This is a genomic window from Ochrovirga pacifica, assembly GCF_000220525.1.
Classification (GTDB): Bacteria; Bacteroidota; Bacteroidia; order Flavobacteriales; family Flavobacteriaceae; genus Ochrovirga; species Ochrovirga pacifica.
Genome location: NZ_AFPK01000038.1, coordinates 16,171 through 40,329 on the forward strand (window position 1 = coordinate 16,171; position 24,159 = coordinate 40,329).

At 34.6% G+C, this 24,159-nt stretch carries 22 protein-coding genes; 8 read left to right on the forward strand and 14 right to left on the reverse strand.

Features of this window, described 5'->3' with window-relative positions:
• Positions 1-26 precede the first annotated feature (26 nt).
• From FS85_RS0107785 to FS85_RS0107805, 5 genes are all read left to right on the forward strand, one after another.
• On the forward strand, positions 27-1,445 hold the full coding sequence (locus tag FS85_RS0107785; RefSeq protein ID WP_010135593.1) for a hypothetical protein: 1,419 nt from the start codon (positions 27-29) through the stop codon (positions 1,443-1,445).
• Between the two features lie 44 nt (positions 1,446-1,489).
• A complete protein-coding gene (locus FS85_RS0107790; protein WP_010135595.1) occupies positions 1,490-1,918 on the forward strand; it encodes a DUF6146 family protein in 429 nt (142 codons plus the stop codon).
• Between the two features lie 41 nt (positions 1,919-1,959).
• On the forward strand, positions 1,960-2,586 hold the full coding sequence (locus FS85_RS0107795; protein ID WP_010135596.1) for a CPBP family intramembrane glutamic endopeptidase: 627 nt from the start codon (positions 1,960-1,962) through the stop codon (positions 2,584-2,586).
• Between the two features lie 117 nt (positions 2,587-2,703).
• Positions 2,704-4,107: a dihydrolipoyl dehydrogenase gene (lpdA, locus tag FS85_RS0107800; RefSeq protein WP_010135597.1), complete on the forward strand. Its 1,404-nt coding sequence runs from the start codon at positions 2,704-2,706 to the stop codon at positions 4,105-4,107.
• Between the two features lie 102 nt (positions 4,108-4,209).
• The gene (locus FS85_RS0107805; protein ID WP_010135598.1) at positions 4,210-4,902 is read left to right on the forward strand and encodes a hypothetical protein; all 693 of its coding nucleotides are present in this window, start codon (positions 4,210-4,212) and stop codon (positions 4,900-4,902) included.
• Positions 4,903-4,982: 80 nt separating this feature from the next.
• Here the strand turns inward: FS85_RS0107805 and ftsZ are convergent, their stop codons facing one another.
• From ftsZ to mraZ, 13 genes are read right to left on the reverse strand one after another with little or no spacing between them, the layout of a single operon-like run.
• Entirely contained in the window at positions 4,983-7,118 is a 2,136-nt protein-coding gene (gene ftsZ, locus FS85_RS0107810; RefSeq protein WP_010135599.1) for a cell division protein FtsZ, read from the reverse strand.
• 31 nt (positions 7,119-7,149) lie between these two features.
• Positions 7,150-8,532: a cell division protein FtsA gene (gene ftsA / locus FS85_RS0107815; RefSeq protein WP_010135600.1), complete on the reverse strand. Its 1,383-nt coding sequence runs from the start codon at positions 8,530-8,532 to the stop codon at positions 7,150-7,152.
• Positions 8,533-8,541: 9 nt separating this feature from the next.
• On the reverse strand, positions 8,542-9,258 hold the full coding sequence (locus tag FS85_RS0107820) for a cell division protein FtsQ/DivIB (protein WP_010135601.1): 717 nt from the start codon (positions 9,256-9,258) through the stop codon (positions 8,542-8,544).
• Positions 9,259-10,599: a UDP-N-acetylmuramate--L-alanine ligase gene (gene murC / locus FS85_RS0107825; protein ID WP_010135602.1), complete on the reverse strand. Its 1,341-nt coding sequence runs from the start codon at positions 10,597-10,599 to the stop codon at positions 9,259-9,261. It lies immediately after the preceding gene.
• Entirely contained in the window at positions 10,590-11,684 is a 1,095-nt protein-coding gene (gene murG, locus FS85_RS0107830) for an undecaprenyldiphospho-muramoylpentapeptide beta-N-acetylglucosaminyltransferase (RefSeq protein WP_010135604.1), read from the reverse strand. The genes murC and murG overlap by 10 nt, the downstream gene beginning before the upstream one ends.
• The gene (locus FS85_RS0107835) at positions 11,681-12,901 is read right to left on the reverse strand and encodes an FtsW/RodA/SpoVE family cell cycle protein (protein WP_010135605.1); all 1,221 of its coding nucleotides are present in this window, start codon (positions 12,899-12,901) and stop codon (positions 11,681-11,683) included. The genes murG and FS85_RS0107835 overlap by 4 nt, the downstream gene beginning before the upstream one ends.
• A gap of 2 nt (positions 12,902-12,903) precedes the next feature.
• A complete protein-coding gene (murD, locus tag FS85_RS0107840) occupies positions 12,904-14,241 on the reverse strand; it encodes a UDP-N-acetylmuramoyl-L-alanine--D-glutamate ligase (protein ID WP_010135606.1) in 1,338 nt (445 codons plus the stop codon).
• 3 nt (positions 14,242-14,244) lie between these two features.
• Complete coding sequence (mraY, locus tag FS85_RS0107845) at positions 14,245-15,459, reverse strand: phospho-N-acetylmuramoyl-pentapeptide-transferase (RefSeq protein WP_010135607.1); 1,215 nt, start codon at positions 15,457-15,459, stop codon at positions 14,245-14,247.
• On the reverse strand, positions 15,459-16,922 hold the full coding sequence (locus tag FS85_RS0107850) for a UDP-N-acetylmuramoyl-L-alanyl-D-glutamate--2,6-diaminopimelate ligase (RefSeq protein WP_010135608.1): 1,464 nt from the start codon (positions 16,920-16,922) through the stop codon (positions 15,459-15,461). Before FS85_RS0107850 ends, mraY begins: the two co-directional genes overlap by 1 nt.
• A 1-nt stretch (position 16,923) precedes the next feature.
• Positions 16,924-18,918 carry a penicillin-binding protein gene (locus tag FS85_RS0107855; protein WP_010135609.1) on the reverse strand — a complete coding sequence of 665 codons (1,995 nt, stop codon included), beginning with the start codon at positions 18,916-18,918 and terminating at the stop codon, positions 16,924-16,926.
• Between the two features lie 12 nt (positions 18,919-18,930).
• Positions 18,931-19,251 (reverse strand): FtsL-like putative cell division protein, encoded by a 321-nt coding sequence (locus FS85_RS0107860; RefSeq protein ID WP_083823636.1) that lies wholly within the window; start codon positions 19,249-19,251, stop codon positions 18,931-18,933.
• A complete protein-coding gene (rsmH, locus tag FS85_RS0107865; RefSeq protein WP_010135612.1) occupies positions 19,248-20,156 on the reverse strand; it encodes a 16S rRNA (cytosine(1402)-N(4))-methyltransferase RsmH in 909 nt (302 codons plus the stop codon). The genes FS85_RS0107860 and rsmH overlap by 4 nt, the downstream gene beginning before the upstream one ends.
• Positions 20,143-20,616, reverse strand: coding sequence for a division/cell wall cluster transcriptional repressor MraZ (gene mraZ, locus FS85_RS0107870; protein WP_010135613.1), 474 nt, complete (start codon positions 20,614-20,616; stop codon positions 20,143-20,145). Before mraZ ends, rsmH begins: the two co-directional genes overlap by 14 nt.
• 216 nt (positions 20,617-20,832) lie before the next feature.
• On the opposite strand from mraZ, the gene FS85_RS0107875 reads away from it, so the two are divergent.
• The 3 genes from FS85_RS0107875 to FS85_RS0107885 all read left to right on the forward strand — a co-directional run bounded on the left by FS85_RS0107875 (position 20,833) and on the right by FS85_RS0107885 (position 22,978).
• Positions 20,833-21,600, forward strand: coding sequence for an alpha/beta fold hydrolase (locus tag FS85_RS0107875; protein ID WP_010135614.1), 768 nt, complete (start codon positions 20,833-20,835; stop codon positions 21,598-21,600).
• Positions 21,600-22,217: a ribosome biogenesis GTP-binding protein YihA/YsxC gene (yihA, locus tag FS85_RS0107880; RefSeq protein WP_010135615.1), complete on the forward strand. Its 618-nt coding sequence runs from the start codon at positions 21,600-21,602 to the stop codon at positions 22,215-22,217. The genes FS85_RS0107875 and yihA overlap by 1 nt, the downstream gene beginning before the upstream one ends.
• Before the next feature lie 77 nt (positions 22,218-22,294).
• Positions 22,295-22,978, forward strand: a complete 684-nt coding sequence (locus tag FS85_RS0107885) for an RluA family pseudouridine synthase (protein ID WP_010135617.1) — start codon at positions 22,295-22,297, stop codon at positions 22,976-22,978.
• Here the strand turns inward: FS85_RS0107885 and FS85_RS15320 are convergent.
• Positions 22,975-24,156 carry a glycoside hydrolase family 26 protein gene (locus FS85_RS15320; protein WP_010135619.1) on the reverse strand — a complete coding sequence of 394 codons (1,182 nt, stop codon included), beginning with the start codon at positions 24,154-24,156 and terminating at the stop codon, positions 22,975-22,977. The genes FS85_RS0107885 and FS85_RS15320 overlap by 4 nt on opposite strands.
• Positions 24,157-24,159 lie beyond the last annotated feature (3 nt).

The window sequence follows — 24,159 nt, forward strand, 5'->3', positions numbered from 1 at the left end:
TATCTTTAGAATGCTAACTTTAGAAAATGAAAAACAATTTAAGCCACTTAAAATTTGATTGGGAAGACATAAAAGCTAAATACGGATATCCTATAACCAATTATAATAAAAACATATATCAAAACATATTTTACAACTTTTCTCATCAAAAAGAAAATCATATTCCTGATATTCTGGAAGCAATTATTTATGAGAAAAGAGAAATACCTACTGAACTAAAATCCTCTTTAGACATACTAATCAACGAGTTTAGAAATTCTTTTCCTAAATCTGAAAGAGACAACACTATACTTGAAGAAGGTTTTTATTTTGATGATAGGATTGAAGATATCATTCAAAACAACATAGATATTGTTGAAAGTGATATTCTTTACGATATTTTAAAATTTAAAACACAAGCCAAAGAGAATGAAGAATCTTTTAGAATAACAAAAATTGCAACAAAAGAAGATGCTGAAAACGACCCATATTTAGAAGAAGGAGAAACATATTCTCAACTTAAAGAATTCACCACTTTTGAAGATGGATTAAATTATATACAAAAGGTTGATGGAATTTCATTTCTAAAGAATGAATTATATAGGTTTTATGAAAATTTTGGAGAAGGTACTAAAGCTATTTTTAAAAATGAATTAGATGCCATTAATGAGCTTATTAAAAATTCTGAACATGTAGACCCTCTATCTGCTTTCAAAACTGGATTTCATAACAATGACCTTTTGGAATACTATAGAATCCATAATGGTTTTTACTTAAAAAAATACAATCAGTTCTACAAAAACCAAAACCATTTTTATCCAATAACTTTTTTTGAAGGAAGATATGCTCCTGTATACGGGAAATATACTTTATACAAAAAGTGGCTGGAGAAAAAACTCAACTCCTCTTTTTCTAAGGACACTATACAAGACAATATAGTGCTGAAGAATACCGCTAAATTCAGCGAAAATCAAATCGAAGGAATTATTAATAGTTTTTGTTTTGATAGTAATTTAAATCAAATATTAATCGACAGGTATACTGAAATAATTTTTTGTCATGATCACAAACAGAATATAGCTACAATGGCATTAATTGGAAGTTTAATAGAAGGAATATTGTTTGGTATTTATTTGAATCATAAAATATGTTTTTATAAAACAAATCAATATAAAAAAATTATGAAGAGTAGAAAACCTAAAAAAACAAATGGAATTCTTGAACTATCATTTGAAGAGTTAATATTGATTTCTGAAGAAATAGGTATTATTTCTTCTTCTAAAGAAGACATAAAGTTTATTCAAACGAGTAGAAATCACATCCATCCAAAAAAACATTTTGATAATTTATTTAACAAATTTAGCCCCGAGTACTCAATGAATAAGTGTAAAAACCTCCTTCATCAAATTCTAACTGAACTGTTAAACAACTATAAAACATCTAAAGATGTAAAAAAATTATCTTGACGATTTACAGCTCTTTTTGTATCTTAACAAGAAAGCTTTAAGATATGAGACTTCGCTATTTTCAATATATTTCCTTGTGCATAATTCTTATTACGGCTTTGGCTTGTGCATCTGCACCTAATAAAAAAACTGCTGTTACTAAACAAACCAACAGCATTGGCACAGATACTATTAAAATTGTAAACGAAGAAGAAGAATACGAAATTATAATTATCGACCCTGGATTTAACACATGGTTGGTAGGAAACGCAAAGCAAAGAGGATTTTACAGTCAAAAATATTTAGAAATCAAAAATCAGTTTTTAGTAAATCAGTGGAATTTAAGAGTCAATCAACCAAACAGATTTAATGCCAATTTGTATTGCATGAGAATTGAGTACAATCCGCTGATTGATTACGGTTACGAAGTTAACTATCTACTATATAACTATTTTTTGTATTTTCAGAAAAAGTACCAACAACAATTGATTTAATTCTAGCACTCGCATATACTTAACTTAGCAACTTACATACTATGATCTCTAACAAACACCTAGTAGAACTCATCATCTTTTTTGTTGCGTTTCCTGTATTTTTAGCAGTGCCAGAAATTACTGTTTTAGACAAGCTAATTGTATCGATAATTCCGCTAGTGTTTGTTGTTCAAAAAAGCATTTACTACCACAAGTCTTTGTTTAAAAAAACCAAACAAGTAAAACCTATCAAGTTTTGGAAAAAAGTGGGGTATCGCTCTTTTATAATTTTTACAGCCACTTATATTTACATCCGACACAATGACCCTGATTTGTTGTTTATTTCCATCACTACTCAGCCTTGGTTGTGGATTAAGATGATGATTTTGTATACTTTTTTATCTGTAATTCCACAAGAATATGTATACCGAGTATTCTTTTTTTATCGCTACAGAAAACTTACCTATTCCGCTCAACATTTCTATCTAATCAATGCTTTTCTGTTTTCTATTGCCCATTTAATGTTTCACAATTGGTTGGTAATGATCATGACTTTTATAGGGGGCTATATTTTTGCTTTTACCTATTCTAAAACAAAATCTTGGTTTTGGGTTAGCGTAGAACATACCATTTATGGCGGTTGGTTGTTTACCGTAGGATATGGAAAAATACTAGGCTTTCCTATTTAACAAAAACTATAAAAATCAACAAAAAGTAAAAAAACGTTTTATAAACTTAGATAAAGAGCTTTCAAGTCGATTTTACTTAATTTTGCTGGTAACAATAAATCTAAAAAATACATTTTCATGAGCAAGTACGATGTTACTGTTATCGGTTCTGGACCTGGAGGATATGTGGCTGCCATCAGATGCGCACAATTAGGATTAAAAACGGCTATTATTGAAAAGTACAGCACAATGGGAGGTACTTGTTTAAACGTAGGATGTATTCCATCTAAAGCTTTGTTAGACTCATCGCATCACTATCATGATGCTTTAACGCATTTTGACAAACACGGAATTGGAGTGGACAATGTTTCATTAGATTTCCCTAAAATGATACAACGAAAAAATGAGGTTGTAGAGCAAACTACTGGGGGAATTACTTATTTAATGGATAAAAACAAAATTGATGTTTTTGAAGGTCGTGGCGAATTTTTTGACACCACCCATATCAACATTCATAAAAACGATGGTTCTGTAGAAAAAATAGAATCTGCTAAAACCATCATTGCTACTGGATCTAAACCGTCTAGCTTGCCGTTTATCAATATTGACAAAGAACGTATCATTACTTCTACCGAAGCACTAAAACTAAAAGAAGTTCCTAAACACTTAATTATTATTGGTGGAGGTGTTATTGGTTTGGAATTAGGACAAGTTTACAAACGATTGGGAGCAGAAGTTTCGGTAATTGAGTACATGCCAAAAATCATTCCTGGAATGGATGACTTGATGTCTAAAGAACTACAAAAATCGTTAAAAAAACAAGGGTTAAAATTCTATGTAAGCCATAAAGTTACCTCTGTAAGTAATACAGGAGAAGGAGTAAAAGTAACTGCTGACAACAAAAAAGGAGAAGAAATTGTATTTGAAGGAGACTATGCATTGATTTCTGTAGGAAGAAAACCTTATACCGACGGATTGGGCTTGAATAATATTGGTATAAAAACCAACGAAAGAGGTCAAATAGAAACCGACGAACATTTGCAAACCAACATAGAAAACATCTACGCTATTGGTGATGTTGTTAAAGGAACCATGTTGGCTCATAAAGCAGAAGAAGAAGGAACCATGGTGGCTGAATTAATTGCTGGAGAAAAACCACATATTAATTACAACCTAATTCCTGGAGTTGTATATACATGGCCAGAAGTTGCTGCAGTTGGTAAAACCGAAGCACAGCTAAAAGAAGAAAACATAGCATATAAATCTGGAACATTTCATATGAGAGCTTTAGGTAGAGCCAGAGCCAGTATGGATATAGACGGTGTTATTAAAGTACTTGCCGATAGTAAAACCGATGAAATTTTGGGAGTTCACATGATTGGTGCTCGTGCAGCAGACATGATTGCCGAAGCTGTTGTTGCGATGGAGTTTAGAGCTTCTGCTGAAGATGTTTCTAGAATGTCTCATGCACATCCAACCTATACAGAAGCTTTTAAAGAAGCTTGTTTAGCCGCTACAGATGATAGAGCTATTCACGCTTAAAAAATAATTATTTTTATTTTTAAAAAAGGTCTTAGCTAGTTTTTGCTAAGACCTTTTTATATTTAACAAAAAATTTAGAAATCAAATCAATCTACCATAGTTATGTTACAATCAAAAGTTAACTTTTTTGTTTCCCTCTTTATGCTATTGTTTTTTTATACCCACGCACAAAGTCATAAAGAAAAAGGATTTTTTATAGATGTAAACGTAAATGCAACGCACAGAATTGAAGGCGAACAAACAGCATCTCAGTTTCAACGTAAAATCACACAAACAGTAACCAACGGAATTCAATACGGAATTACTGGCTATTACCAAACTCCCTTTTTAAAAAACACCAGTTTGGGTTTAAAATATTTACTAAACAAAAACCATGGCGAAGAGAACACCTCTTTGTATATTATAGATGGACAACTAGAAGAAGGCAACCTACAAAACAGCTCCCAGTTGCATTATATAGGTGCTAGTGCTATGTCTTCTTTCCTTTTTGGAGACGATAAAAACGAAGCTTTTTTTGAACCTTCTGTAGGATATTTTTATTACCATCAAGAAATAGAAATAGATACCAAACAAACCTTAAAAGGAGGTAACATTGGTTTTTCTGCCACTTTTGGTTATTTAAGACATATTGGATCTAATTTTTGTATTGGACTTAATTTGGGTTATTTAAACGCCAATTTGGAAACCTACAAACTAAAAAACAATAATGGAGAGAGAAAAATTGAAGCTTCTAGAAATGCTGCTTTGGTCTTGGGAAGTTTTCACGGAGGTTTTTTAATGAGATACAAAATCTAACTAAAAATAAATACATCAAAAAAACGCTACAACCTTATAGATTGTAGCGTTTTTTAGTTTTTGTTATAATTGTTATTTGTTTAATCTACATTATCGTGCAAAAAAGAATTGTTTCTTCTAATCGTAACTCCTTCTTCGTTTACTTGAACACTAGACCTCGATAGTTTTTCTACATCTTGTTTGGTGCTTAAATCTACTCCCAGCCTTTTGTAAGCAGGCTCTTTTTCAATATCCTCTATCAAATCTTCGTTGTAAGCCGTATTTTTAAAACGGTGATTGTACTTTTTCATAGTACTTTTTCTTTTCTCAGAGGAGTTTCTTAATTCCGAAATTGTTAAATTTAAAGGAGATACTTGCTCTTCTGATTCAGAGGGTACTTCTTTGGTTTTTCTCACTTCAAACTTTAACTCTTCTTCTACCTTGGGTGTTTTTTCTTCTTTGCTAACTTTAGGAGTTTCCTCTTTTTTAAAAACAGGCATCGATGCATTTTTAATTGTCGGCTGAAATTCATCCGTTTTGGGCAAGGTGTATCTTTTAATTCCAAAATCCTCTTCTTCCTCTGCAACTTGTTGGACTTGTGTTTCTGCAACAGGAACATCATCCTCTAAAGTAAATACTTTTCTCTTAGGAGCTTCATAAACTACTTCTTCCGCATCAAAAACAGGAATATTATTTACATCAATCACCTCTTTAACGGGTTTCTGAACCGTTACTTCTTCAGCATCTACCACTGGAATATCAAAAACACTAATACTTTCGTTTTTTACTTCTACCGCTTGATGAACTGGCAAATCGAACACATTAATTTCTTCTTGCTTTTTTACTTCCTCTTCTTGTTCTAAGACAGAAAACAAATCTAATGTTACATCATTAATCACAAAATCATCTTCTGAAATGGACTCTTCTGCTTTGGGCTTTTCCGCTTGTATTTCTTGGCAGTCTACTTTTATATTTTCTATGGCTTGCGTAGTTTCTATCAATTGGTTCTCTAAAGTAGTTTGCTCCGATACTGTGGGCTTTTTGGGAGCCACAACTTCCTCTTCTTCAAACAACTGATGCACTACTTTTTCTTTTTCTACAGTTTTTTCTATCTCTTCTTCTAAAGATTGCTTTGTTACCTGTTGAGGTCTTACGTACGACTGCTGATCTTTATCAAAATTATAATGTGCTGTTTGCTCTGTATTAAGTGTATGATATACTTTTTTAATTTCTGTGTTGGTAAACTCTTTTTGCTGATCGATGGCAAAACCTGTAGCAACAACCGTTACAGCAATTGCATCTTCTAACCCCATGTCTTCACCTACCCCCATAATAATGTTGGCATCGTAGCCTGCTTCTTCTTGAATAAAATCGTTGATCTCTCCAATTTCATCTAGTGTTACCTCATCAGCACCAGAAACAATTAGCAATAAAACATTTTTTGCACCTCTAATTTTGTTGTCGTTTAATAAAGGTGAATCCAATGCTTTTACAATTGCATTTTGTGCTCTATTTGCTCCTGCTTCTTTGGCCGACCCCATGATGGCTGTACCACTGTTAGACAGTACTGTTTTTGCATCGTGTAAATCTATATTTTGCTTGTAATGATGTGTAATTACCTCTGCAATCCCTCTTGCTGCTGTAGACAATACTTCGTCAGCTTTAGAGAATCCTGCTTTGAACCCTAAATTTCCATACACCTCCCTTAACTTATTGTTGTTTATTACAATCAACGAGTCTACATTTTGTCTTAACTCATCAATCCCCTTTTGAGCTTGTTTGGCTCTCATTTTTCCTTCAAACTGAAAAGGCATGGTAACAATTCCCACGGTTAAAATATCCATTTTTTTAGCAATTCCTGCTATGATAGGTGCTGCTCCGGTACCAGTACCACCTCCCATTCCGGCAGTAATAAACACCATTTTAGTTTGAGAGTTTAACATGGTCTGAATTTCTTCCATACTTTCTTCTGCCGCTTTTTCTCCTATTTCAGGATTGGCACCAGCTCCTAAACCAGATGTTAAACTAGCTCCTAATTGCACCTTGTTAGGAATTGGACTATTTTGCAAGGCTTGGGCATCGGTATTGCATATTACAAAATCGACTCCTTTAATATCTTGCATAAACATGTGGTTTACAGCATTGCTTCCTCCACCTCCAACTCCAATTACTTTAATGGAATTAGATTGAGATTTTGGCATGTCAAACGTAACGTTGTTAAATGATGTTTCACTCATAGTTTTAGGGATTTTTGGGGATACAACAATTTTACTCAGCTTCATTTAAAAAATCTTTTAGGCTAGAGGTAAATCTCTCTAACCAAGATTTTTTCTTTACTTTCTCTTTTGGCGTAGTGTGGGCTACGGTAGGTTCTTCTTCTATAATTTCTTCTCTTATTTCGGGCTCTACTTTAGGGGGTGCTTGTGGAATTGGCTCTGGCTCTGGAGCTTTTTCAGGTACTGGTCTTTTTACCACTTTTGGTTCTTCGGGTAAATTGTCCAAACCATTCATTAATAAACCTACTGCAGTTGCAAATACAGGACTCGATAAAATTTCATCGGATCCACCTGCCAAATGCTCGTTAGGATATCCTATACGGGTATCCATTCCTGTAATATACTCTACCAACTGCTTTAGATGCTTTACCTGTGCACCTCCACCTGTTAGTACAATTCCTGCAATTAATTTTCCGTTTTTGGTATCATGTCCATAGTTTTTAATTTCTAAGTACACTTGTTCCATGATTTCGGTTATTCTGGCATGTATTACTTGCGACAAGCTTTTTAAGGTAATTTCTTTGGGTTCTCTTCCTCTTAGGCCTGGAATCGAAACAATTTCATTTTCTTTGTTCTCTCCTGGCCAAGCCGATCCAAATTTTACCTTTAACAATTCTGCTTGCTTTTCTATAATCGAAAAACCTTCTTTTATATCTTCCGTAATTACATTTCCTCCAAAAGGAATTACGGCTGTATGACGTATGATTCCATCTTTAAAAATTGCCAAATCGGTGGTTCCTCCTCCAATATCTACCAAAGCAACTCCTGCTTCTTTTTCTTCATGACTCAATACTGCTTCGGCAGAAGCTAAGGGTTCTAAAGTAATGGCCGAAAACTTAAGACCCGCATTGGTTACACACCTTCCTATGTTTTTTATTTGCGATACTTGCCCTACTACCACATGAAAATTTGCCTCTAATCTTCCTCCGTACATTCCAATAGGTTCGGTAACATCTGCCTGACTATCTACCTTATATTCTTGTGGCAATACGTGAATAATTTCTTCACCAGGAAACATAACCAACTTGTGCACTTGGTTAATTAAATTTTCGATATCCTTATCATCTATTACCTCTTCTGCATCGGGTCTTGTAATATAATCACTGTGATGTATACTTCTAATGTGGTGTCCTGCAATACCCACTGTAACGGTTTCTATTTTTAATCCTGAAATATTTTCAGCCTCATCTACAGCTTGTTGTATGGATTGAATGGTTTGAGTGATGTTGTTTACCACCCCTCTTTTTACTCCCAAACTCTTGGCTTTTCCTATACCTAAAACCTCTATTTTTCCATATTCATTTTCACGACCAATCATGGCTACAATCTTTGTTGTACCAATATCTAATCCTATTGCAATACGGTTATTCTCCATGGCCTTAATTTATTTTGAGCACACAATTTGATTGTTGTACTGTATGTCTATTTTTTTAAACGTTGCTGCCATGCTATCCTTTTGTTGATAAGCATAGAACACTTTTAGATTTTTTAATTTTTTTTGAAATCCCTTCAACTCTCCCAACAAAACTTGTTGATGGTGGATTCGTGTTGTTAACCAATAGCCTTCTTGATCCTTTTTAATTGCCACAATTAGTTTTCTTAGAAAATCATCCGTATGAATTTTCTGAATCAATGGAAATACTTCTTGTGGTTGAACCAAGCCATTATTGTTATAAATAATCGGAACCCTGGCAGAATAACAATCTGACAAAGGCATTATTTGGCCATCAGCATCTAAATAAACGATTTCTTTTGCGTTTAGTATTCTAGCCAAAGGTTTGCGCTGAACAATTTCAACGTTAATTTTGCCTAGCACATCTACAGAAACATCAGCAGATGAGACCATTGGATGCGATACTACTAAACTCTCCAGTTCTTGTAAATTTAGAGAGGATTTTGATTGCTTCTCCAATTCGCCAATATTTTGTATCAACAAGTTATTAACGGTTTCTGTTGTTAAAAACAAATTACGATCTTGATTGAATGACACTTCTATTCCTTGTAATTTACGCTGCTCGTTTCTTCGAGACGTAAAACCAAAGACCAATCCTAAGATTAGTAAAAACAACAATGTTTTTATGTAAACAATCTTTTTCTTCATTTATCTTTTTATTGCTTTTGCTACCTCATCAACCAACACACCAACATCTCCTGCTCCTAACATTACCACAACTTGGGCCTGGGTTGTTTTTAGGTTTTCTATGATTTCTTTTTCTGACTGAATTGATTTGTGATCATTCTCTATTTTTGACAATAGCCAGCTTGAGGTTACCCCCTGAATAGGCAATTCTCTGGCAGGATAAATTTCCATCAACACCACTTCATCAAATTTAGAGAGACTCTTAGCAAAATCATCTACAAAATCTCTAGTTCTAGTAAACAAATGCGGTTGGAACACTGCCAATACTTTTTTTCCAGGATACATTTCTCGCACAGTATTTTCTACAGCATCTATTTCTGTTGGATGGTGTGCGTAATCATCTATCAACACAAAATCTTCTTCTTTAATTTTATACGAAAATCTTCGTTTAACACCTCTATACGTGTTTAGTGCTGCTTTAATTTCTTCTAAAGACAAACCATGTTTTTCTGCCATTGCAACAGAAACCAAAGCATTGGAAACATTGTGCCTTCCTGGCAAATGAAATATGACATCTTTTACAAATCCGTTAGGAGTTTGCACATCAAAAACAAAAGAACCATTTTCTATTCGTAAATTTTGAGCTTGATAATCCGCTTGTTCCTCTACCGCATAAGTCAATCCCTTTAAAGGCAATCCTTTTTTTACAATCAAAGTGTCTGTTACTTTATCTGCAAATTCCTTAAACGATTTTTCCAACTCCTCCTTTTTACCATAAATATCCAAATGATCTGCATCCATATTGGTAATACAAGCTACGTCTGGAGAAAGTTGTAAAAAAGAACGATCAAACTCATCTGCCTCTACTACAGCTATTTTGTCTTTACCTAAAATTAAATTAGAATTATAGTTTTCAGTAATTCCTCCTAAGAAAGACGTTGCTTCCGTACCACACTGATGCATAATATGTCCTAAAATAGAAGATGTTGTTGTTTTTCCATGCGTACCAGCAACAGCATAGCACAAAGTGTCTTTAGTAATTTCGCCCAAAACAGCTGCACGTTTAAGTACCGTAAACCCTTTGTCTGTAAAATAATTTAGAATTTTACTGTTTTTAGGTATAGCAGGCGTATACACGACCAGAGTTTCTATTTTGTTTCTAAATAGCAATGGAATTTCATTTACATCATCTGTAAAAGTCAATTGCACCCCTTGTCTTAACAAACCTTTGGTTACAACCGATGGTGTTTTATCGTACCCCATAACACGCTTTCCATTTTTTACAAAATAACTGGCAATAGCACTCATTCCTATTCCGCCAATCCCTACAAAAAATATGTTTTGAATTGCATTTAATCCCATGGTGCTATTTTTTTAATTTCTTTCACAATCTCTTTGGTTGCATTAGGCTTTGCCAACGCCTTTATATTTTTTGTTAATTGATCTGCATACTCTTTGTTTTGCAAACGATCTATAACTTCTATAAACAAATCTTTATCAGACTCTTTTAACATTTCTGCTGCTTTGTGTTTTACTACCGCAAGCGCATTTTTAGTTTGATGGTCTTCTGCTACGTTAGGAGAAGGTATAAAAACCACAGGTTTTCCTACAATACACAATTCCGATACAGAACTTGCCCCTGCTCTGGAAACAATGATATCTGCAGCTGCATAAGCCAAGTCCATTTTAGACAAGTAAGCATGTGTTTGTATCCCTTCTTTTTTATTGTATTCTTGATAATCTTCTATATAAAACTTACCTGTTTGCCATAGAATCTGAAGATTTCTCTCTTCTAAATCAACAGTGTGGTTTGCTATTATTTGATTGATAGCTCTTGCTCCTAAACTTCCACCTAAAACCAATAATGTTTTTTTACGCTCGTCTAACTGAAAATACTGAATTGCTGCTGTTCTTTTTTCTGCAACATTTAGTAAATCTTGTCTTACAGGGTTTCCTGTAAATACAATCTTATCCTTAGGAAAATAAGCCTCCATTCCTTCATAAGCCACACAAATCTTAGACACGGATTTGGCCAATAATTTATTGGTAATTCCTGCATAGGAATTTTGCTCTTGTATCAAACTCGGAATTCTCTTTTTTCCTGCTACATGCAAAATAGGTCCGCTTGCAAATCCTCCTGTTCCTACAACTACATCAGGTTTAAATTCTTTAATTATTGTTCTAGCTCTTGCCAAACTGCTCATCAACTTTACTGGAAACAACATATTTTTAAGAGACAGATTTCGCTGCAATCCAGCTATCCATAAGCCTTTGATAGGGTAACCAGCCTGAGGAACTTTTTCCATTTCCATTTTGTCTTGAGCTCCTACAAACAAAAACTGTGTTTCTGGATCCTCTTGCTTTAGCTGATTGGCAATCGCAATTGCAGGATAAATGTGCCCTCCTGTTCCACCTCCGCTAATCAATATTTTTTTTACTTTTTTCATACCGTCTGTTCTTTGGCTTCTTCGTATAAATTTTCTAGCGGATCTTCTCCTTTTTCTTCCAATTCTTTTTCGGTTACATGATCAGAAGCGGTAACACTTAGCACCATTCCAATAGCCAAACAAGTCATCCAAATAGAAGTTCCCCCACTGCTGATCATCGGAAGTGTTTGCCCAGTAACAGGGCCTAAATTTGTAGCCACCATCATATTGATGATTGCTTGAAAAAGAATAGGAAAACCAACACCTATGACCAATAATTTAGCAAAGACGGTTCCTGCTTTTTTGGCTGCAACATACATCCTAAAAGTTAATAACAAATAAGCTAGTAAAACCATGCATGCTCCTACTAGCCCGTACTCTTCTACAATAATGGCAAAAATAAAATCGGAAGAAGACTGTGGCAAAAAGTTTTTCTGAACACTTTTCCCTGGCCCTTTCCCTGTCAACCCACCTGTAGCGATGGCAATCTTAGCGTTTTCTACCTGATAACCCTCTTTAGACTCATCATCCGTAAAAGATTCTACCCTACTTATCCAAGTATCTACTCTGTTAGGCATTAATCCAGGAAAAGCTTTAGCTACTAATACAAACATGGCTAGTGTAACCACTCCTGCCCCAACAATTCCTAATAAATATTTTACTGGATACCCACCTATAAAGCACAACATTAAAATCATACAAAACAAAATGGCAGTGGTAGAAAAATTTGCTGGTAAAATACAAGCCAAAACTAGTGCTACAGGTAGCCATAGTTTTAGAACACTTTCTTTGAATTGTATTTTTACATCTTTGCGTTGTGCCAAGTATCTAGCTACGTAGACCATGACCACCAAAGAAGCAAATGTAGAAGTTTGAAACCCAACCCCAATAAACGGAATAACAATCCATCTTGCAGCATTAGCTCCGTTAATTACAGTTCCTTGTGCCAATGTTACAATTAGCAAAACCACAACCACAGGAATTAAAATTAGCGACAAGCCACTAAAATATCTATATGGCATGCGATGCACAATTAGCATTAACACAAAACCAGTAGCTAATAAAAAAGCATGTTTAATCAAAATTCCCAACGTACTTCCATTACCCACCACATATACTAAGTTAGAACTAGCACTATAAATAGGCATAAAAGAAAACAATGCTAACACAGCTACTAAAGCCCAGATAAACAAGTCTCCTTTGATGTATGATTTTATGTAAGGAATTAATTTTGCCATGCTTATAATTTTCTTACTGCTTCTTTAAACTTACGTCCTCTATCCTCATAATTTTCAAACAAATCAAAACTTGCACAAGCAGGAGACAACAATACGGTTTCCCCTTTGTTTGCAAACCCGTAAGCGGCTTGCACAGCTGCCTCAGCACTTTCTACCTCTATAATATCTTCTACAATATTTTGAAAAGCTTGTTTGATTTTACTATTATCCAACCCTAAGCAAACAATTGCTTTTACCTTTTCCCTAACCAAAGGATACAGTTCCGAATAATCGTTCCCTTTGTCTACACCCCCTACTATCCAAACTGTAGGATTGGTCATACACTCCAAAGCATAAAATGTTGCATTTACATTAGTTGCTTTAGAATCGTTGATATAATTTACTCCGTTTACTTTTAAAACTTGTTCTAATCTATGTTCTGCCCCTTCAAAATTCTCTAAAGATTCTAATATAGTTTTCTTTCTCGCCTTCATTAACTGAGCAGCCAAAGTTGCAGCCATTGCATTTTTGGTATTGTGTTTTCCTACGATAGGAAGTTTAGATATACTCATCTTCAACTTGTCTTTATTTATTCGTATTACGATCTCATCATCTTTAACATAAGCTCCTAGATTTTTTTTCTCTACTAAAGAAAAAGGTACCAACTGAGCTTTGGGTTTGTATTTTTCTATTCCCGCAACAATTACAGGATCGTCTGCATCATATATTAGGTAATCAGATGCATTCTGATTTTTTGTAATTCTAAATTTTGATGCGACATATTGATCAAAATCATAATTGTATCTATCTAAATGATCAGGTGTTATATTGGTAATTACTGCTATATGAGGTTTAAAATTTTCAATCCCATCTAACTGAAAACTACTCAACTCTAGCACGTATTTTGCATAGGGTGTATTTGCAACTTGTTTGGCAAAGCTATCACCTATATTTCCTGCAATACCAATTTCATAACCCGCCTCTTTTAACAAATGATGCGTAAGCAAGGTAGTGGTGGTTTTTCCGTTAGAACCTGTAATTCCAATCACAGTTGCATCACTATATTTTGCTGCAAATTCTATTTCAGAAATAACCTGAATCCCTTTGATTCTCATTTGCTTTATCAGAGGTACATGATCAGGAATTCCTGGACTTTTTACCACAGTAGTTGCATTCATCAACAAAGCTTCTGTATGGGTTCCTGACTCATACAAAATATGATTTTGTTGCAGCTCCCGCACATAATGTTCTTTTATTTCAGAACGATCGCTAACAAACACCTCTAAGCCCATTTTTTGGGCCAAAATAGCCGCTCCTACTCCGCTTTCTCCCGCTCCTAAAACAACAATTCTTTCTTTCATCCTCTATCTCATTTTTAAGGTTACAACTGACAAAACTGCTAGCAAAATTCCGACAATCAAAAAACGATTTACAATTTTACTCTCATGATATCCCTTTTTTTGATAATGATGATGTAGAGGAGCCATTTTAAATATTCGCCTTCCTTCTCCGTATTTCTTTTTGGTGTATTTAAACCAACCAACTTGTAGAATAACAGACATATTTTCTGCTGCAAAAATTCCTGCCAATACAGGTATTAACAATTCTTTTCTTACAGCTATAGCAATCACCGCTATAATTCCCCCAATTGTTAAGCTTCCTGTATCTCCCATAAAAACTTGTGCAGGATAAGTATTGTACCATAAAAAACCAATCAAACCTCCTGCAAAAGCACTAATAAACACAGTCATTTCTCCTGAATTAGGAATGTACATAACATTTAGATAATCCGAAAAAACAATGTTTCCAGACACCCAACAAAACACCCCTAAAACAGCTACGATAATGGTAGATGTTCCTGCAGCCAAACCATCAATTCCATCTGTTAAGTTTGCTCCGTTAGACACGCCTGTAACAATAAAAATGACTACGGGGATAAAAATTAACCATGCGTAATTAGACACATCATCTCCCATCCATGAAATTAAAGAAGTGTAATCAAACTCATTATTTTTTAGAAAAGGAATGGTGGTTTTTACAGACTTATGAGCTTCTCCAAACAAGTGTGTATTGGCTACCTTTTGCGAAAAAGGCAATTCTTTTTTCATAGTTACTGAAGGGTGAAAATACAGCATTACTCCTACAAAAAGCCCCAAACCTACTTGCCCTAAAACTTTAAACTTTCCTTTTAATCCTTCTTTGTCTTTCTTAAAAACTTTAATATAATCATCTATAAAACCAATAACCCCCATCCAAAGTGTGGTTACAATTAAGATTACTACGTAGATATTTTCTAGTTTAGAAAATAAAAATACAGGAATTAAAGTGGCCAAAATAATAATAATCCCTCCCATAGTTGGAGTTCCCGCTTTTTGATTCTGCCCCTCTAACCCTAAATCTCTTACGGTTTCTCCTATTTGTTTTTTTCTTAAAAAATCAATCAATCTTTTTCCATAAATGGTAGACAACAAAAGAGCCATGATAAACGCCAAAGCAGAACGAAATGTTATGTATTGAAACAAACCGGCCCCTGGCAGTTGAAATTGATTTTCTATATAGTCAAATAAATAATATAACATTATTTCTTAAGAATTTGAAAGGTTTCTATGAGTTGTTCTTTATCGTTAAAATAGCTTCTTTTTCCGTTGATTTCTTGATAGGTTTCATGACCTTTTCCTGCCACTAAAACCACATCATCTTTACTTGCCAATTGACAAGCTGTTTTTATGGCTTGCTTTCTATCCTCTATGGTTAACACTTTATGCTGAGCTTCTGCCGGCACACCTACCTCCATATCCTCTAAAATCTGCAATGGATTTTCTGTACGAGGATTGTCTGATGTTAACACTACTTGGTGACTTAATTCTGATGCTATTTTTGCCATTTTTGGTCTTTTAGCAGCATCTCTATCCCCCCCACAACCAACTACCGTTATAATTTTAGCTGTTGGCCGTACTATTTCTTTAATGGTTGATAAAATATTTTTTAAAGCATCTGGAGTATGTGCATAATCTACCACACCTACAATTCCTGTTTTAGAAACCTGATACTGAAAACGACCATCTACGCTGCTTAGCTGACTTAAAGCCACCAGCAACTCTTGTTCAGGAACTCCTAACTGGTCTGCAACACCATAAATAGCTCCTAAGTTAGAAGCATTAAAACCACCTATTAACTTTACCCACAACTCTTGATCGTTAATTTGCAACAACATTCCCATTAAACTTTTTTCTACAATCTTAATACGGTAATCTGCCAACGTTTTTTGAGCGTAGGTTTTTTGGCTTGCTTTGGTATTTTGCAACATAAAAGCCCCATTTTTATCATCTAAATTGGTTAGTGCAAAAGCGTTTTGGGGTAAATCATCAAAAAAAGCTTTTTTAACATCTCTATATTCTTTAAAAGTTTTATGATAATCTAAATGGTCGTGGGTAATATTGGTAAAAACCCCTCCTTTAAAATTCAAACCATAGGTCCTAGCCTGATGAATTCCGTGAGAACTTACTTCCATAAAACAATAAGACACCCCTTCTTTTACCATTTTTGCCAAATATTTGTTAATGGTAACAGAGTCTGGTGTGGTGTGTGTAGCTTCGTATTCAGCTTGATGAACTATTATTTTTACAGTTGATAAAAGTCCTGTTTTTGCTCCCAATTTTTGAAATAACTGACACAACAAAGTAGCTACTGTTGTTTTACCATTGGTCCCTGTAACACCAACCAAGGTTAATTTTTCTGATGGATTTTGATAAAAATTTGCGGCTATTTGAGCCAAAGCAATGCTAGAGTTTTCTACTTTTAGATAACAAACTTTTTCATGAATCTGGTCTGGAAAAATTTCGCAAACCACCACTGATGCACCCAAATCTACAGCCTTTTGGATATAATTGTGTCCATCTACATGCACTCCTCTCTGAGCTACAAACAACGTATTCTCTTCTACTTTTCTAGAATCAAAAGCTACAGCACTTATATACTGATTTTCATCAAAATAAAGTGACTCTAGAACCGTTACTTTTTCTATAATTTGCTTTAACTCCATATCAATTCAACACTACTTGTTGTCCTTTTGTTATACTTACTCCATTGCGTATAGACTGCTTAGAAACCCATTCAAAACTTCCATTAACTGCTACTTTTAAACCTCTATTTTCTAAAAGTGCTACTGCATCCATCAAAGCCATGCCCTTTACGTTTGGCATTTGTGTATGCTCTTTCTGATCTATTTCTGTTTGCTGATAACGCTTGGCTACCGAAGCCTCTAGCACCTCATCGGCCAAAGCTATTTGTTGTTCTTGTAAACTGCTTGTAAATATTTTTTGTGCAATAGCCTTGAACACAGGAGCAGCCACTGTTGCTCCATAATACCCTTTGTACTTATTGGGTTTATTTACTACTACAATACAAGAATATTTCGGATTTTTGGCTGGAAAAAAACCTGCAAATGATGAAACATACTGTGTATTTCCTGTCCAATATTCTGTTTGACAGGTTCCCGTTTTACCTGCCATAGAAAAGTTAGGAGAATAGAGCTTTTCTCCTGTTCCTCTTTTTACAGCGTTTTCCAAAATAGCCTGTACTTTTTTTACATTTTCTTCTGATGCAATTCTTTCCTTTAATACAACAGGCTCAAAAACCTGCTCTACTTCTCCTTGATTTCTTAACTCTTTTATAAACCTTGGCTTTACCATCACTCCATTGTTTCCTATGGCATTGTAAAAAGTAAGCATTTGTAGCGGAGTTACTTTGACTCCGTACCCCCAAGCCATCCAAGGAAGTGACAGTCCATTCCAACTTTTTGGATCTCCTTGTTTAACATATTTAGGATTGGGAATAAAAGGCTCTCCTTCTCCCTTGATTGGAATGCCTATCTTATCACCAAAACCTAATTCCAAAATACCATCAACAAACTCTTGAGGATCATTTTTATAGTAATTCATAATGGTTTTTGCAATTCCAACATTAGAAGAAACCTCTATAGCTCTTGCTAAAGAAATTTTTCCATACCCTCCTCTATGAGAATCTCTAATACTTCTTCCATAGACTTTAATTACTCCTTTTTCCGTATCAACAACTTTACCTGTATCTACTTTTTTATCTTCTAAAGCCACCAACAAACTTGCTAGCTTAAAGGTAGAACCAGGCTCTTGTGCTTCGTAAACAGCGTAATTTCTTTTTTCGTAATACGTTCCGTTGGCCGCTTTTCCTAAATTCACAATTGCTTTTACCTCACCCGTCTCTGCCTCCATAACCACTGCACAACCATGATCTGCTTCAAAATCTTGTAACTGACTTAACAATGCCTGATGTGCAATATCTTGAATATTAACATCTATAGTTGTTATAACATCTCTACCATCCTCAGGCTCTTTCTCATTCTTATCATTGATAGGCTTCCATTGCCCTTTGGCTATTTTCTGTTTTTTTCGCCAACCATTCTTTTCTTTTAAGTAATTGATGTAAGCTCCTTCAATACCCACTTTTCCTCTATAATCAGAATAACCAACCGTTCTAACCCCCATATCACCCAATGGTCTTGCTCTTACATTTCTTTGCTCAGTAATGAGGCCTCCTTTATACTGTCCATATTTTAGTATAGGAAATGTTTTTAGCCTAGCATAATCAATATATCCCAAATCTCTGGCCAAAAACAAATAACGATTTTTTCTTCTTTTTGCGGTTTTTAGGTAGTTTTTATAATAAGCCGAAGACTTTCCAAACATTGCCGATAAAGAATCGCTTAGAGCATTTACTTCCTTATCAAACATCCCGTTTTGATGTGCTGCAACCACATCCATTCTTACCGTATATTTAGACATTGTTGTAGCCAATAAATCTCCGCTAGCAGCATAAATATTCCCTCTATTAGCAAAAATAGTATCTGTTTTAATGGTACGTTGTGATAAGATTTCTTTGTATTTTTCTCCTTCTATAGACTGAATAAAGCCCACACGTATTGCCAATACCACAAAAAAGACAGCCAGCATCAATACCAACCATCCTAGTTTATCTATGATATTTTTGTCTGTCGTGCTCAATCTATTTTGTTTTTATTTTTTGACAACTATTTTTATCGGTGGTTTTTTAGAAGGCACCAACCCTTGACTACTTACTTTCTGTTTTACACTAGACTCCATTTTTAACCGAGTCACCTTGGTTGCACTATCTATATATTCTGCCTTTAACACCCGTATTTTTTTTTGCAACGCTGCAATTCTCATCACCTTTTCATCTGTTTGATGCGAACATGTAATCATTACAATAGACATAGACAGAATCGTAAAAATAACTTTCCAGTTTCCTGAAGATTCGCCCTTTGTTAAAAAATCTCCTTTTAGCAAGCCCGAAATAAACTCTGCCACTCCCATCATTTTTGATTTCGTTTTAACTCCGCCACTCTTAACTTAGCACTTCTAGCTCTATTGTTTGTTTTTATTTCCTGAGCCGTTGGCAATATCAACTTCCCTACACGCTGCATGGGAACATTGGTATTTCCATAAAAATCTTTTTCAGGCTCTCCTTCAAAAATTCCGTTCTGAATAAATCGCTTTACCAATCTATCTTCTAACGAATGATATGAAATTACACTTAACCTTCCCTTTGGTGTTAGCACTTCTGGGATTTGTATTAAAAATTCTTTTAACACCTCTAACTCCTCATTGACTTCTATTCGCAACGCTTGAAAAATCTGGGCTAAAATTTTATGCTCTTTTGCTTTGGGTAAAAAAGAAGCCAATACTTCTTTTAGTTCAAAACTTGTAACAATTTCTTTCTGCTCTCTTGCCATCACAATAGCTTTGGCCATAGCTCTTCCGTTTCTTAATTCTCCGTATTGAAAAAGAACGTTTGCCAAATTTTCTTGCGTATATTCATTTACTATAGTATAGGCACTCAAATTAGAATGCTGATCCATTCTCATATCCAATTTTGCATCAAAGCGAGTAGAGAATCCTCTTTCTGCTTGATCAAATTGATGAGATGACACTCCAAAATCACCCAAAACTCCATCTACACTAGTAGCTCCGTAGAATCTTAAAAAGCGTTTTAGGTATCTAAAATTCTGAGGAATTAATGTAAAACGATCATCTTCAATAGCATTGTTGTGTGCATCTGGATCTTGATCGAACGCAAATAATTTTCCTTCATCACCCAAACGAGATAAAATCTCTTTTGAATGACCTCCACCACCAAAAGTTACATCCACATAAACACCATTAGGCTTTATAGCCAAGGCATCTACACTTTCTTTTAACAAAACCGGATTATGATAACTCATTCTCATCTATATTTAAACCTCCCATTACTTGTTCTGCCAAATCCGCAAAATCATCTACAGCTCCTTCTATAGCACCTTCATAGAACTCCTTATCCCATATTTCTATAACAGAGACTGCAGAAGAAAAAACTACTTCTTTTGCAATTCCAGAATAAGCAAGTAAATCTTTTGGCAGCAATAAACGACCTGCACTATCCAACTCAACTCTTTTTACACCAGCTGTAAACAATCTTATGAAATCGTTATTTTTTTTCACAAACCGATTGAGCTTGCTTACCTGCCCCATTACTTTCCTCCATTCTTCCATAGGATATAGCTCTAAACACTTTTGAAACACAGAGCGTTTTAACACAAAACCTTCGTGCACAACACTATCCAACTGCTTTTTTAAGCCAGCTGCTAGCATCACACGACCTTTCGTGTCTACTTTACACTCATATGTTCCTATTAAAGATTCCATCCTATAAACTTTTCAAAAATATAAATATTTTACCACTTTTTACCACATTCACCCACATTGTTGATAAGTTTTCACACTCAACCCACTGATTCTTAATTTTTAACTATCAGATGGTTATGGCGTGCAGTTTGAAACTTCCCCTGTTGTTTTGTGTGCGATAGATTTTTATAAAAAAAAAGTTTACATTTGTGCCGAATGTAAGCTAAGAGAATAAGCATGAAATACAACGTAAAAACGGAAGGTGAGTTCAAATATATAGAAGCTGGAGAAGGAAAATCAATCGTTCTTTTACATGGTTTAATGGGGACTCTTGAAGATTTTGCTGGAGCTGCCGATTATTTTTCAAAAAAAGGCTACCACGTGTTGGTACCTGAACTTCCTATTTACACATTGCCAATTATAAAAACCAACATAAAGAATTTAGCAAAGTATGTTAAAAACTTTATGGATTTTAAAGGAATCCCTGAAACAACCTTAATTGGTAATTCATTAGGGGGCCATGTATCTTTATACGTTACCAAAACCTATCCAGAGCTTGTACATTCTCTTGTTTTAACAGGAAGTTCTGGACTTTACGAAAATGCAATGGGAGACACCTATCCTAAAAGAGGTGACTACGAATACATAAAAGCTAAAACCGAAGCTGTTTTTTACGACCCTAAGACTGCTACCAAAAAAATGGTAGACGATTTATTTGAGACCGTAAACGATAGAAACTGTGCCATTAGAATTTTGGCCTTAGCCAAAAGTGCTATTAGACATAACATGGCTAATGATTTACCCGACATAAAAATTCCTACATGCTTGATTTGGGGAAAACAAGATGGAGTAACCCCTCCTAATGTTGCCGAAGACTTTAACAAATTAATGCCTAACTCCGAATTGTTTTGGGTAGACAAATGTGGACATGCACCTATGATGGAACATCCTGATTTATTTAATGATATTGTAGATGCTTGGTTCCAAAAAAATAACATTCAATAATGCAGATAAAATCCGCTGAGTTTGTTATTAGCAATTCAGAAGTAAGCAAATGTCCTTCTGAAAACATTCCCGAATATGCATTTATAGGAAGATCTAATGTAGGTAAATCTTCTTTAATTAACATGTTAACCGGAAGAAACAAACTTGCAAAAACATCTAGCACTCCAGGTAAAACCCAATTAATCAATCATTTTAAGATTAACAACAATTGGTTTTTAGTTGATTTGCCAGGTTACGGTTATGCAAAAGTTTCTAAAAGCACCAAAAAAGAATTTCAGAGTTTTATCACCTCCTATTTTAAACAACGTAAAGAACTTGTTTGCACTTTTGTATTGATTGACTCTAGACACAGCCCACAGAAAATAGACGTTGATTTTATGGAATTTTTAGCTGAAAACGAAATTCCTTTTTGTATGATTTTCACCAAAACGGACAAGCTAAAACCCAAAGCTATTGCCCAAAATATCACAAAGTACAAAGAAAGTATGTTAAAAGGAAATTGGGCTGCTTTTCCTACCTATTTTACCTCATCATCTACCCACAAAAATGGTAAAGAAGAAATTTTACATTTTATAGATCAGGTAAACAAAGAGTTTTACCAAGGAAATCTTAACTAGTTGCTTTTATCACATTCTGTGTTTTTCTTTTTTAAAAATTTTGAATCTTTCAATTTTTAAATGCTTTATTTTGTAACATGCATTCTACCAAAGACAACTTACAAATTCTTTTTGAAGACAATCATCTTATTGTAATAAACAAAAGAGCAGGAGACATTACCCAAGGTGACAAAACAGGTGATTTACCTTTGAGCGAGGTGGTAAAAGCATACATTAAAGAAAAATACAATAAGCCTGGAAATGTATATCTAGGAGTGGTACACAGGCTAGACAGACCCACAAGCGGTATTGTTATTTTTGCCAAAACCTCTAAAGCTTTAGAAAGACTTAACAAAGACCTTAGAGATAAAAAAATTAACAAAACTTACTGGGCTGTAACTCAAAAAAAGAACATTCCCAAACAGCAAACATTGACTAACTTTTTGGTTAAAAATCCTAAAAACAATAAATCCAGAGTTTGTTCTGAAAACACCCCCAATAGCAAAAAAGCAATTTTACATTATCATCTTTTAAAAGAACTAGATAACTACCAGCTTTTTGAAGTTGAACTAGAAACAGGTAGACACCATCAAATACGCGTACAACTATCTAATATCGGTTGCATTATTAAAGGAGACTTAAAATACGGGGCACCTAGAAGCAACAAAAACGGCAGCATACATCTTCATGCCCGTAAAATTGAATTTATACATCCTGTGAAAAAAGAACCGATTGCATTGATTGCACCAGTTCCTAATGATCCGGTTTGGAAAAGTATTTAGTTAACATCTGGCTGTTTTACAGATGCATCCCATTTTTTTAACTCTTTTTTTATTGCTGTAGTTACCTCATGATCATCGACTATATACCAGCTTACAGATTTATAAGTCGTAGTTCCATCAGCATCATAATGAAAAAACAGAATTGCATTTACCAAAGGGTAGTTTTCATGAAAATGATTTAGTGCATCAGCAAACCACTTTGCTCTATCTCCCCCTGGTTTTAGCGATCCAAATTCCGCTATCATCATCGGCTTGTTAAACACCGCTAAATCTTTATAGTAATTTCCAAAAATTTGCTCAAAACTCCACCAATCACTCCAACTAGTACTTTCTCCATAATTTAACGCCCCTGTTGCTACTACATCTACATAATTATCTCCAGGATAATACTCTTTAAATTTACCATACGCTAAATGAGGACTCCACACCCAAATAACGTTGTCTGCCCCTGCTTGGCGAAACACTTTATGAACATGTCTCCATCCTGCTATATATTCCGAAGGCTCACTATTTTGAGGCCCCCAGGGATAACGATAAGGATCGTTCATTTCATGCCCTAATCTTATGTAAATTGGTGCTCCATATTTTTTGGCTTCCAAAGCCCAATCTATTAAAAAAGCATCGTACAATCCTTCTGCAATGGTTAACATCCCATGCTTATCTCTTTCTTTTACACTCTTGATAAGAGGAAAATTATCTTGACTGAACTTGTTTAGCCATGGCTCCCAACTTATTAAAGGCACAGATCCCATTCTTTTAATAGCTTCTAATTGGTGAATAGGAAATTCGTGCTCTGGTTTTTCACCCCATGCTTGGTAAATATGAATGATAGGAAAAGATAAATTAAGTGAATCTTCTAAGTTTATAACATTTTCATAAGATTCTAACTCAGAATCATCAGAAGCTCCGAACAAGATAATCTTAGAATTAATCAATGCGTTTTTATCTTGTTTTTGCTGCTTAAACCACGCTAATTTTTTTTCTCTATTCTCTTCTCGTTCTTCCAAAATTAGGTTTTGCTCTACATCAAAAACCCAGTCGCTTGCCCTTTCTAACATGGCTTCTATAGGTCCTTTAGCACCATCACTAGCTGCTGCAACCAAATAAACTAAAAAATAGCCTATTACTATGGCAACTAGCACATATATTACTCTTGATAACTTACCTAATCTAGACATTTA